Raw genomic sequence first — 12,210 nt, forward strand, 5'->3', positions numbered from 1 at the left:
AAAGTTCCCATAATGGAAAACATAGGAGGTGAAATGATGGATGGGAGTACTTTTTATTTTGTAGCTTGGATAGGGTGGGTTATCGTAACTTTCTTTATGAAAAAGGAATCTATTCGATGGAAGTTAAGTGCTTGTATATTGATTTTTATAATTTGCTCTCCGTTACATGTAACGATTGCTTCATTCACGGTATCAATAAATGCTCTTTTACTTTGTATTATTTCTTTTATAGGGATTACGCTATATTCTATTTGGAAAAAAATATATACCTTACTTTCGGCGCTTATTATTGCAATGTTATATACAAGTTTTCATTTGTTAGAAGTATATGACCCGATTTGGATTGTGGTGGATAGGTTGTTTCTGTTAAGTGGTGCCCTTGTGTATGCATCAGTTTTATTGCATGGAGATCGTTTCCTGCGATTATGTTCTTTATATATAGGGATGTTGCAAGGAGAGTTGTTAGTGACACTTATTTTTCGAAAACTAAACTTCCCTTATGATTACGGTAGTTTAGCGTTTTTTGATATCATCGCCGTTTCTACATTGTTTATGACAATTTTATTTTGGATTGCAAAAGTATCAGTATACATGGAACAGTTTAAGCGGAAAACACGTAAAAGAAAGGCGAGGGTAATACATGACTGAATATACACCAGCCATTTTATGTGGCGTAATAGCAGGGACGGTAACGAGAGTGTTAATGCTTCGCACGGATACGCGGCAATATCCAACGAGGCTTCATGGGAAAATTATTCATATTGCGATGGGGTTAATTGCCGCAGCTTTAGGAGCGATTGCAATCCCGTCTATTTTGAAAAAAGATTTTTCTGCCATTACATTTCTTACGTTAGCAGCGACGCAATTTCGTGATGTGCGTAATATGGAAAGAAATACGCTTCAACAATTAGATGGATATGAGCTCGTACCGCGTGGAAATACATACATTGAAGGAATTGCATTAGTTTTTGAAAGTCGCAACTATTTGGCGATGTTAACGTCGTTTGCAACGACGTTTGCGTATATAGGGTTCCATTCATGGATTGCTGGAGTAATTATGGCTATAATAGCATTTTTTATTGCGAAAAAATTAATGTCAGGCAAAAGGTTACATGATCTTGTTGATATCGAGCATGTACCGCTTCGCTTTGAAGGAGCGGGGCTTTATATTGATAATATTTATATTATGAATATTGGATTGCCGGCAAGGCAAGAAGAAATTATGAAATATGGAATGGGTTTTATTTTAAAACCGAAATCAATTGATGCGATGGTTACAATTGCAAATTTAGGACAACGGCAAGCTATTATACATGATGTCTCTGTTGCTCTAGGGATATATAGGGATTCAGGTACACCAGCACTTGTACCGTTAGCAAAGCGTGATTTAGAAGATGGAAGAGTTGGCATCTTTGTCTTGCCGCAAGACCAAGATGCCGAGAAAGCGATAGGTGTCATAGGGAATGTGCCAACGCTAGAAAGTGCCGTTCATATGTCATCGGAAGCCCCGAAAGGAAGGGGAGATAAAAGATGATGTTAGAAAGTGTTATTCTCGCAGTAATTACAACGACACCGGAAAAGTTTGCAGGCGGAGCTCCCTTATTTACTTGTGAGACGAAAGAGGAACTAGAATTTGTTGCAAATAATTTAGAGGCGATATTAGATGGTATTGCGCATCGCTTACAAGAGAATGTATATATTATTGTGAAACATTAGCAACGTGTGTTATAATATGAGGTGTTTTGATACGTTGAGAAATATTCTGGAATGCAAATCCCTTCTTGCACAAAGAAGGGTTTTTTACATAATAAACAGAAGCAAGTTGAAAGGATGAAAGTATATGCCGAAACCAGTAATAGCAATAGTAGGCCGCCCGAACGTAGGAAAATCTACTATTTTCAATAGAATTGTTGGAGAAAGAGTTTCAATCGTAGAAGATATACCAGGTATAACGCGAGACCGTATTTATAGTGCGGGAGAATGGTTAAATCATGAGTTTAACATTATTGATACAGGTGGAATTGATATTGGAGACGAGCCGTTCTTGACACAAATTCGTCAACAGGCGGAAGTAGCGATTGATGAAGCAGATGTTATCATTTTTATGACGAATGGTCGCGATGGTGTAACTGCAGCAGATGAAGAAGTTGCTAAAATTTTATATCGTTCTAAAAAACCTATTGTACTTGCGGTAAATAAGGTTGATAATCCAGAAATGCGTAGTGACATTTATGATTTCTATGCATTAGGATTCGGTGAGCCATTCCCGATTTCAGGTACACACGGTTTAGGACTTGGTGATTTGTTAGATGAAGCTGCAAATCATTTTCCGAAGATTGAAGAAGAAGCGTATGACGATGAAACAATCCGTTTCTCTTTAATTGGACGTCCAAACGTAGGGAAATCATCACTTGTAAATGCACTTCTTGGTCAAGAACGTGTAATTGTAAGTAATATAGCAGGAACGACACGTGATGCTGTTGATACACCATATAGCAAAGATGGTCAAGATTATGTAATTATCGATACAGCTGGTATGCGTAAAAAAGGGAAAGTATACGAAAGCACAGAAAAATATAGTGTACTTCGTGCGCTTAGAGCGATTGAACGTTCTGACGTTGTTTTAGTCGTTTTAGACGGAGAAGAAGGAATTATTGAACAGGATAAAAAAATTGCTGGATATGCTCATGATTCAGGACGAGCTGTTATTATCGTTGTAAACAAATGGGATGCAGTGAAAAAAGATGAGAAAACAATGAAAGCATTTGAAGAAAATATTCGTGCTCATTTCCAATTCTTGGACTATGCACCGATTGTATTCTTATCTGCGAAAACGAAAAAACGTACACAAACATTGTTACCAGTTATTAATGAAGTAAATGAAAGTCATAGTATCCGTGTACAAACGAATGTATTAAATGATGTAATTATGGATGCTGTAGCGATGAATCCAACGCCGACTCATAATGGTAGCCGTCTGAAGATCTTCTATGCGACACAGGTTGCGGTAAAACCACCGACATTTGTTGTGTTTGTAAACGATACAGAATTAATGCACTTTTCATATGAGCGCTTCTTAAAGAATCGTTTACGTGAAGCGTTCGGTTTTGTAGGAACACCGATTCACATTATCGCTAGAGCAAGAGACTAATGGAGAGGATGTGATTTTATGACAAAAATCACAGTAATAGGAGCAGGTAGCTGGGGAACAGCGTTAGCGATGGTATTAGCTGACAATGGACATGATGTACGTATTTGGGGAAATCGTTCTGAACTTATGGATGAGATTAATGCGAAACATGAGAATAGTCGATATCTTCCAGGAATTACATTGCCAAGCACAATCGTAGCCTACTCTTCTTTAGAAGAAGCATTAGTAGATGTAAATACAGTACTGTTAGTAGTACCGACGAAAGCGTACAGAGATGTATTACAAGAGATGAAAGAAATTGTTACAGAACCAGTTACGTGGATTCATGCAAGTAAAGGGATCGAACCAGGTACGTCAAAACGTATTTCGGAAGTGATTGAGGAAGAAATTCCAGAGAACTTGATTAAAGATGTTGTTGTACTGTCTGGACCGAGTCATGCTGAAGAAGTCGGCTTACGTCAAGCGACAACTGTTACATCGGCAGCGAAGCGTATGGAAGCGGCTGAGGAAGTACAAGATTTGTTTATGAATAGCTACTTCCGTGTATACACAAATCCTGATATTGTTGGAGTTGAGCTTGGTGGTGCGTTAAAAAATATTATCGCATTAGCTGCAGGGATAACGGATGGTCTTGGATTAGGTGATAATGCGAAAGCGGCATTAATGACACGTGGTTTAACGGAAATTGCTCGTTTAGGAAGAAAAATGGGCGGAAATCCTTTAACGTTCGCTGGTCTAACTGGTATGGGAGACTTGATAGTAACTTGTACAAGTGTTCATAGCCGAAATTGGCGCGCTGGAAATATGCTTGGAAAAGGGCACTCTTTAGAAGAAGTGTTAGAAAGTATGGGGATGGTTGTAGAAGGCGTAAGAACAACGAAAGCTGCTCATGAATTGGCAGAGAAGATGGAAGTTGAAATGCCGATTACAGCTGCTTTATATGACGTGTTGTTCAATGGGAATAATGTAAAGGATGCAGTAGGCTCATTGATGGGGCGCGTTCGAAAACATGAAGTGGAAGCTATACCTGATTTACTTTAAATAAAAGCGACAGAAGTACAATTTGTACTCCTGTCGCTTTTTTATTTTTTGATTGGGTCTTTTCACCATTTTTTTATTTTTGCATAGGATGAAGTGTAACTTGAGGAGAGGGTGAAAAGAATGGATAATAACATTTTTAATAATATTGAGAAGGAAGCGAAAGTGAACAAAGAGGATATTTTTAAATTAGCGTCATCTGTACAAAATGCGAATTTACGTGATGAAACTGTGCTTCGTCAATTGATTCATCAAGTAGCTCTTATGGCAGGACGTGAGGTGCCGAAAGAGCAAGAGGATCAAATTGTAAAAGCGATTATTAACAATAATATGCCAGCAGATTTTGGCTCGTTAAGCAAAATGTTTAAAAAATAAATTATGAGAAACAAAGAGATTGTAGATTGCATATGATAGCCATGAAAGAATGGGAATAGAGCTGGTAAGGGCATATTTGGTCAACCGAAGCGCAAAATAATGCGCTTCGGTTTTATTTTTGTACATAAATTTTGTAAATTTACATTAAAATGATGAATTGTATTTGTTTAAAGATTTTAATTTGTTAAAATAGTATAAAAATAGATTAAAAGTAAAGGGGTGTATATATGTCAGAAGGGCTTATAAAAATGTGGTTTTCCTTAGGGGCAATGGGATTTATGTTTGTTGCAGTAGTTTTTATTTTATTAAGTAGGCATAAAATGAAAAATAAATTTCTGAAAGGGATTACAGCGTTAGTAGCGTACACCCTCATGATTGTGTCGGGTATTGTTATTTTTCTTGTTGTATTTAGTGGACCTGTGGAGCAGTAAGAGGAGTGTATCTCAAAATGTTACATAAGAAGTAAGTTATACTAGCGTGAAAAGGTGATTGTCAGTGAAAAAAATCCATATTATTTTAATATTTTGTTGCATCAGCGTTTTAACAGGGTGTATGTATCCGAAAGAGAATATGAAACAAAATGCTGTTCCTTATGAAGATCAGTTACAAGTTGTTCAAAAAGCTATTACGACATATAAGGAACAAAATGGCGGGATATTGCCAATTAAAACGCGTGATATGAGTACACCTATTTATCAAAAGTATCCAATCGATTTTCAAAAAATTGCTCCGCGCTACATACAAGAAGCACCAGGGAATGCGTATGAAAGTGGAGGGGTATACCAATACGTATTAATAGATGTTGAAACAAATCCGACCGTAAAGTTAATTGATATAAGGATGGTTGAACAAATTCAGGAATTATCATTAAAACTAAGGATGTACCGTGATGAACATCGATATCCACCGTTTAAAAAAGTAATTTCAGACGGGGTATATGAATTGGATTACAAAAAACTAGGATATAAAGATGTACCGCAAGTGACAAGTCCGTATTCTGGTAAAGGACTTCCTTTTGTAATCAATGAAAAAGGAGAAGTATTTGTTGACTACAGAATCGACTTATATGAAGTGTTGAAAAAAAATGAAGGGCAATATAAGGAAGGAGAAGATATTCGAAATATACTATCGAAAGACTCCCCATTTGTTCCCGCATATTCTTTACCGTATACGGTGAAGGACGGAGAACCAATTTTTTTTAAATCATAAGTCATGAACCTTTCTTTTAGCGAATAAGTTCTAGAAGAAAGGTTTTTTATGTTATACAACTTGTGATGCAAACAAAAAGTATTTTTTAAATAGTCATATGAAATTGGACAAAATTATTTGATATATTGTCCGAACTTCTAGAATACCATTATATTATATCAGATATTATAGGCAACGTTAGAGAAGGTATTAGTTGACTATATACGCGGAATTATTCCCAAAAATTTTGAGGGAGGGAATCACTTGGAAAAGGTAGATATTTTTAAAGATATTGCGGAACGCACAGGCGGTGATATTTATTTTGGAGTTGTAGGAGCTGTTCGAACAGGGAAATCAACATTCATTAAAAAATTTATGGAACTTGTTGTTATTCCGAACATTGAGAATGAATCTGACCGCCAAAGAGCGCAGGATGAACTGCCTCAAAGTGCTGCTGGTCGTACAATCATGACGACGGAACCGAAGTTTGTTCCAAACCAAGCGGTTTCTATCGAAGTAGATGAAGGACTTGAAGTAAATATTCGATTAGTAGATTGTGTTGGATATACGGTTCCAGGAGCAAAAGGCTATGAAGATGAGAATGGCCCGCGTATGATTAATACTCCTTGGTATGAAGAGCCTATTCCATTCCATGAAGCTGCAGAAATCGGCACGCGCAAAGTAATTCAAGAACATTCAACAATTGGTGTTGTAATTACAACGGATGGAACGATTGGCGAAATACCAAGAAGAGATTATATAGAGGCAGAAGAACGCGTTGTAAATGAGTTAAAAGAAGTTGGAAAGCCTTTCATTATGATTATCAATACTGTACAGCCGTATCATCCGGATACAGAGCAATTACGCCAAAGTTTATCTGAAGAATATGATATACCAGTAATTGCGATGAGTGTAGAGAGTTTAAGAGAAACAGATGTATATAATGTACTTCGAGAAGCGTTATTTGAGTTCCCAGTATTAGAGGTGAATGTAAACCTTCCTAGTTGGGTAATGGTGCTAAATGAAGGGCATTGGTTACGCAAAAGTTATCAAGAAGCAGTTCAAGAGACTGTGAAGGATATAAAACGTCTTCGTGATGTGGACCGTGTCGTTTGGCAGTTTAGTCAATATGAATTTATTGATCGGGCAAGTCTAGCTGGCATTGATATGGGGCAAGGTGTGGCAGAGATTGATTTATATGCGCCAGATGAATTGTACGATCAAATTTTAAAAGAAGTAGTAGGGGTAGAAATTCGAGGGAAAGATCATTTACTGAAGCTTATGCTCGACTTATCTCATGCGAAAATAGAATATGATCAAGTGGCGGATGCCCTGCGTATGGTAAAGCAAACAGGATATGGTGTAGCAGCACCTGCACTAGCTGATATGAGCTTAGATGAGCCGGAAATCATACGTCACGGTTCAAGGTTTGGTGTGAAATTAAAAGCGGTAGCTCCATCTATTCATATGATTAAAGTAGATGTTGAATCGACGTTTGAGCCGATTATTGGTACTGAAAAGCAAAGTGAAGAATTAGTTCGTTATTTAATGCAAGATTTTGAAGATGATCCATTATCAATTTGGAATTCCGATATATTCGGACGTTCGCTTAGCTCTATTGTTCGAGAAGGAATTCAAGCAAAACTATCTTTAATGCCAGAAAATGCTAGATATAAATTAAAAGAAACACTAGAAAGAATTATTAATGAAGGATCTGGCGGATTAATTGCGATTATATTATAAGAAAAAATCCCTCTCATTGTAGAGGGATTTTTTTATTTTTTACGTATGGAATAGAAAAATAAACAGTCATTATCTAATACATTGTTGTAAATTGTCAAGTTTCATCAGATTTTCACATTTTAAGAGTAACAATTTCCTTAAAAATATTGAATTATAAAGGAGAATCGTATAATATAGGCGTTGATAATGATTTATCTACATCTTTGTAGTATAGAATTTGTAAAAATTGCCTACAAATGAAAGTAAGACTCATTTTATGATCATTATACAGTCTTATCTTTGGGAGGAGGTGAATGGCATGAACAAGACAGATTTAATCAATGCTGTTGCAGAGGCAAGTTCCCTTTCTAAAAAGGACGCAACAAAAGCAGTAGACGCTGTTTTTGATTCTATCTTAGAAGCTTTAAAACAAGGTGATAAAGTACAATTGATCGGATTCGGTAACTTCGAAGTTCGTGAGCGTGCGGCTCGTAAAGGTCGTAACCCACAAACAGGTGAGGAGATTGAAATCGCTGCAAGTAAAGTACCTGCATTCAAACCTGGTAAAGCGTTAAAAGATGCGGTTAAATAATCCTTACATATTAACAGGGAAGAAGAGTTTCCTTTTTGGGAACTCTTCTTTTTGCTTTTAAAAACATAAATATGCTAGAATGTGTTCGTATCACTTTTAGGTTTTCGGGAGGGCTAGCGGATGGCAAAAGTTAATTTAGAACAAATTGAACACGCAGTACGCCTTATTTTAGAGGCAATCGGAGATGACCCAAATCGTGAGGGAGTACTTGATACACCGAAGCGCGTTGCAAAAATGTACGCAGAAGTGTTCTCGGGGATGCATGAAGATCCAAAAGAGCATTTGCATAAAGTATTCGGAGAAGATCACGAAGAGCTTGTACTAGTAAAAGATATACCATTTTATTCGATGTGTGAGCATCATCTAGTTCCATTCTATGGAGTTGCTCACGTTGCATATATTCCGCAAGGCGGAAAGGTGACGGGGTTAAGTAAATTAGCTCGTACTGTAGATACAATTGCACGTCGTCCACAACTACAAGAACGTATTACATCAACAGTGGCTAATTCTATCATGGAAGTACTAGAGCCGCATGGTGTAATGGTAGTAGTAGAAGCAGAACATATGTGTATGACGATGCGTGGTGTGAAAAAACCAGGTGCGAAAACGATAACGACGGCAGTACGTGGTGTGCTTGAAAATGATGCTGCAGCGCGTAGTGAAATTTTATCTTTTATTAAAACGAAGTAAAGAAAAGCGGGAAACTGCTTTTCTTTTTTTTACAAGTAAATAAATGATATAGTGTTAGTTGGGCAGAGTGAGAATAGAAAGATTGCTTACATCAATGGAAGGTGTAGCCAAGTTTTGGTTATAGAAAATAGAATGTATGTGTTATAATAAGTTTTATGAATTAGAAAACAAGGGTGATTTTTTGTGTGTGACATCTACGGAGGGTATGCGGGTATAAAAGAGAAATTGATGGAGAAATTACGCCATCCTTATTTTATAAACTATATTGAAGAACCATGTATTGATGAAGAGAAAATAGCATTGTTATATGGAGCTTTAAAAAGTGAAAATTTACATATAGAACAAATTGAGCATTATGTAGTAACGATTATGCTTGTGCAAATTGCGCTTGATACACATGAAAGAGTATCAAACAAAGCGGGGGAAGAAGCGATTGAATCGCATAAACGCCGCCAGTTAACAGTACTTGCAGGTGATTACTATAGTGGGCTATATTATTACTTATTGTCTATGAATCGTGATATTGTTTTAATTCGCGCGCTTGCTGAAGGAATTAAAGAGATTAATGAACATAAAATTATGCTATACCAAAAAGCGCATGACAAGATGGATAACATAATGGAGAGTGTAGTAACGATTGAATCTGCGCTCCTTCAAAAAACATGTGATCATTTCCATTTATCACATTGGAAACCATTTATAACGTATGTATTAGGGAAAAATCGTCTCCAAAAAGAATGTCAACTGTATGCTGATAAACAACATTCACCTGTTTTTCAAGCAGTGCAAGAGGCTTTAGGGGATAAAGCTGATGCAGAAACAGTTATTAATGAATGGATGATGGAATTACGAAAGAAAGAAGATCAATTTTTAGAAGATCACACAGACATAAGTGAAATAAATTCTGTGTTAAGAGATAAATCGAAGACATAAGCAATTTTACATTGGAAGAAGGTACGAGCATGCAACAATCAAAAGAAGAAAGAGTACATGATGTATTTGAGAAAATTTCAGATAAATACGATGTGATGAATTCTGTAATTAGTTTTCAAAGACATAAAGCATGGCGTAAAGAGACGATGCGTATTATGGATGTAAAACCTGGCAGTAAAGCGCTTGATGTGTGCTGCGGGACAGCGGATTGGACAATTGCGCTAGCAGGAGCTGTAGGTGAGCAGGGGAAGGTTGTTGGCCTAGACTTCAGTGAAAACATGTTATCTGTCGGTAAACAAAAGGTAGAGGCGTTACAATTAAAGCAAGTAGAACTTCTACATGGAAATGCAATGGAACTTCCATTTGAAGATCATACATTTGATTATGTAACGATTGGATTTGGTTTACGTAACGTACCAGATTATTTACACGTATTAAAAGAAATGACACGTGTAGTAAAACCAGGTGGTAAAGTAATCTGCCTAGAAACATCGCAACCAACAATGATTGGTTTTCGACAAGGGTATATTTTATACTTTAAATATATCATGCCGTTATTTGGAAAGATGTTTGCGAAAAGCTATAAAGAATATTCATGGCTTCAAGAATCCGCTAGTACATTCCCAGGGATGAAAGAATTGGCTCAAATGTTTGAGGAAGCTGGACTTGAACGTGTACAAGTGAAACCATTTACTTTTGGAGTAGCAGCGATGCATTTAGGTATGAAACCAGAATCAAAATAGAAAAAAGAAGTTTTAGGTTAAGGTGAACAATATGAAGTTACAACTTATGTACTCTTTTTTACGATCGGATATTAATGTAATAGAAAAAGAATTAAAAAAGACAGTTGCTTCTGAACAGCCATTAGTAGAAGAGGCGGCATTACAACTCATTGAAGCTGGTGGGAAGCGAATTCGTCCTGTATTCGTGTTGCTTGCAGGGAAATTCGGGGATTATAAGTTAGACGCAATTAAGCACGTCGCTGTTGCGTTGGAACTTATTCATATGGCTTCTCTCGTTCACGATGACGTTATTGATGCAGCGTTTTTACGACGCGGTAGTGCGACTGTGAATGCGAAATGGGGAGATCGTATTGCAATGTATACAGGAGACTATCTGTTTGCTAAGTCTCTTGAATGTGTAACAAATATCGAAATTCCAGAGGCGCATCAGGCACTGTCGCATACAATTTTAGAAGTATGTAAAGGTGAAATTGAACAAATTAAAGATAAATATAACTATGACCAAAATTTACGAACGTATTTAAGAAGGATAAAGCGAAAAACAGCATTATTAATTGCTGCGAGTTGTCAGCTAGGGGCGATTGCTGCTGGTGCTAATCGCGATATGGTAAATCGTTTGTTTTGGTATGGGTATTTCGTAGGAATGTCTTATCAAATTATTGATGACATTTTAGATTTCGTTTCAACAGAAGAGAAACTTGGAAAACCTGCTGGTGGTGACTTACTACAAGGAAATATTACGCTGCCTGCTTTATATGCGATGGAAGATCCAATACTCCGCAAGAAAATCACTTCTGTACATGAAAATACAACAGCAAGTGAAATGAAAGAAATTATTGATGCTGTAAAAAATAGTACAGCTATTGATCAAGCATTTGCGTTTAGCGAACGTTATTTACATAAAGCATTGGAAATAATAAAACCACTCCCACGTGGGCAAGCAAAGTATGCATTACAAAATGTTGCAAAGTATATTGGAAAACGAAAATTTTAGTGTTTATTCTAAAAAATAAAATAATCTCTCTATTTCAAAACTATTGCACAATTGTGATAAGGGTGTTAATATGTGTGTGGGGATATACAATTACATACATAATTCAGAAGTGGAGAGATTTTTTATGGAAAAAACATTTCTAATGGTAAAACCAGACGGTGTACAACGTGCCTTCATTGGGGAAATTGTAGCTCGTTTTGAGAAAAAGGGCTTTCAATTAGTTGGTGCAAAATTAATGCAAGTCACTCCGGAAATTGCTGGACAACACTACGGTGAGCATAAGGAAAAACCTTTCTTTGGTGAATTAGTAGACTTTATTACATCTGGACCTGTATTTGCAATGGTATGGCAAGGTGAAGGTGTAGTAGATACAGCTCGTAATATGATGGGTAAAACAAGACCACATGAAGCGGCTCCTGGAACAATTCGTGGAGATTTCGGTGTAACTGTTGCGAAAAACATTATCCACGGTTCTGATTCTTTAGAAAGCGCAGAGCGCGAGATTGCTATTTTCTTTAAAGAAGAAGAATTGGTAGACTACTCAAAATTAATGAATGAATGGATTTACTAATTATTTTGAAATAATTTGTAAACGCTTTAATCACTGTGATAATAGTAAAAAGTGCAAGAAGAATAGGGGTATTCTTCTTGCACTTTTTTTATTTGGATTAGTTACGAAGTTAGAGCGGTTATGATATATTGATATGTAAAGTAAAAGGCCTATCGGAGAATAAGCGAATGGCTGATCAATCATATAATTTCTTTCATATTTTTAGAGTAATGA

15 protein-coding genes are annotated in these 12,210 nt (G+C 36.6%); all 15 read left to right on the plus strand.

Annotation, left to right across the window (positions count from 1 at the left end; all coding sequences use genetic code 11):
* Window positions 1-36 precede the first annotated feature (36 nt).
* The 15 genes from JDS81_RS04820 to ndk all read left to right on the plus strand — a co-directional run bounded on the left by JDS81_RS04820 (window position 37) and on the right by ndk (window position 11,997).
* On the plus strand, window positions 37-648 hold the full coding sequence (locus tag JDS81_RS04820) for a YphA family membrane protein (protein WP_000349114.1): 612 nt from the start codon (window positions 37-39) through the stop codon (window positions 646-648).
* The gene (locus tag JDS81_RS04825) at window positions 641-1,534 is read left to right on the plus strand and encodes a YIEGIA family protein (RefSeq protein ID WP_097954481.1); all 894 of its coding nucleotides are present in this window, start codon (window positions 641-643) and stop codon (window positions 1,532-1,534) included. Before JDS81_RS04820 ends, JDS81_RS04825 begins: the two co-directional genes overlap by 8 nt.
* Window positions 1,531-1,716, plus strand: coding sequence for a capping complex subunit for YIEGIA (locus tag JDS81_RS04830; protein ID WP_000979055.1), 186 nt, complete (start codon window positions 1,531-1,533; stop codon window positions 1,714-1,716). The genes JDS81_RS04825 and JDS81_RS04830 overlap by 4 nt, the downstream gene beginning before the upstream one ends.
* Window positions 1,717-1,840: 124 nt before the next feature.
* Window positions 1,841-3,151 (plus strand): ribosome biogenesis GTPase Der, encoded by a 1,311-nt coding sequence (der, locus tag JDS81_RS04835; protein WP_001125887.1) that lies wholly within the window; start codon window positions 1,841-1,843, stop codon window positions 3,149-3,151.
* Between the two features lie 18 nt (window positions 3,152-3,169).
* Window positions 3,170-4,192 (plus strand): NAD(P)H-dependent glycerol-3-phosphate dehydrogenase, encoded by a 1,023-nt coding sequence (locus tag JDS81_RS04840; protein ID WP_000161759.1) that lies wholly within the window; start codon window positions 3,170-3,172, stop codon window positions 4,190-4,192.
* A 120-nt stretch (window positions 4,193-4,312) separates the two neighbouring features.
* Window positions 4,313-4,564: a stage VI sporulation protein F gene (locus JDS81_RS04845; RefSeq protein WP_000369753.1), complete on the plus strand. Its 252-nt coding sequence runs from the start codon at window positions 4,313-4,315 to the stop codon at window positions 4,562-4,564.
* 227 nt (window positions 4,565-4,791) lie between these two features.
* Entirely contained in the window at window positions 4,792-4,995 is a 204-nt protein-coding gene (locus JDS81_RS04850) for a DUF2768 domain-containing protein (RefSeq protein WP_001289001.1), read from the plus strand.
* A 64-nt stretch (window positions 4,996-5,059) separates the two neighbouring features.
* Window positions 5,060-5,773 (plus strand): hypothetical protein, encoded by a 714-nt coding sequence (locus JDS81_RS04855; protein ID WP_097954482.1) that lies wholly within the window; start codon window positions 5,060-5,062, stop codon window positions 5,771-5,773.
* A 243-nt stretch (window positions 5,774-6,016) separates the two neighbouring features.
* Window positions 6,017-7,495: a stage IV sporulation protein A gene (gene spoIVA / locus JDS81_RS04860; RefSeq protein ID WP_000416518.1), complete on the plus strand. Its 1,479-nt coding sequence runs from the start codon at window positions 6,017-6,019 to the stop codon at window positions 7,493-7,495.
* A 298-nt stretch (window positions 7,496-7,793) separates the two neighbouring features.
* Window positions 7,794-8,066 (plus strand): HU family DNA-binding protein, encoded by a 273-nt coding sequence (locus JDS81_RS04865; protein WP_001043860.1) that lies wholly within the window; start codon window positions 7,794-7,796, stop codon window positions 8,064-8,066.
* A 120-nt stretch (window positions 8,067-8,186) separates the two neighbouring features.
* On the plus strand, window positions 8,187-8,756 hold the full coding sequence (folE, locus tag JDS81_RS04870; protein WP_001151479.1) for a GTP cyclohydrolase I FolE: 570 nt from the start codon (window positions 8,187-8,189) through the stop codon (window positions 8,754-8,756).
* A gap of 183 nt (window positions 8,757-8,939) precedes the next feature.
* The gene (locus tag JDS81_RS04875; protein WP_000332836.1) at window positions 8,940-9,689 is read left to right on the plus strand and encodes a heptaprenyl diphosphate synthase component 1; all 750 of its coding nucleotides are present in this window, start codon (window positions 8,940-8,942) and stop codon (window positions 9,687-9,689) included.
* A gap of 29 nt (window positions 9,690-9,718) precedes the next feature.
* Window positions 9,719-10,432 (plus strand): 2-heptaprenyl-1,4-naphthoquinone methyltransferase, encoded by a 714-nt coding sequence (gene menG, locus JDS81_RS04880; RefSeq protein ID WP_001187664.1) that lies wholly within the window; start codon window positions 9,719-9,721, stop codon window positions 10,430-10,432.
* Between the two features lie 31 nt (window positions 10,433-10,463).
* Complete coding sequence (gene hepT, locus JDS81_RS04885) at window positions 10,464-11,426, plus strand: heptaprenyl diphosphate synthase component II (RefSeq protein WP_000776088.1); 963 nt, start codon at window positions 10,464-10,466, stop codon at window positions 11,424-11,426.
* Window positions 11,427-11,550: 124 nt separating this feature from the next.
* Window positions 11,551-11,997, plus strand: a complete 447-nt coding sequence (ndk, locus tag JDS81_RS04890) for a nucleoside-diphosphate kinase (protein WP_000415890.1) — start codon at window positions 11,551-11,553, stop codon at window positions 11,995-11,997.
* Window positions 11,998-12,210 lie beyond the last annotated feature (213 nt).

Origin of the sequence: Bacillus cereus group sp. N31 (assembly GCF_016483245.1) — a bacterium.
GTDB lineage: Bacteria > Bacillota > Bacilli > Bacillales > Bacillaceae_G > Bacillus_A > Bacillus_A toyonensis.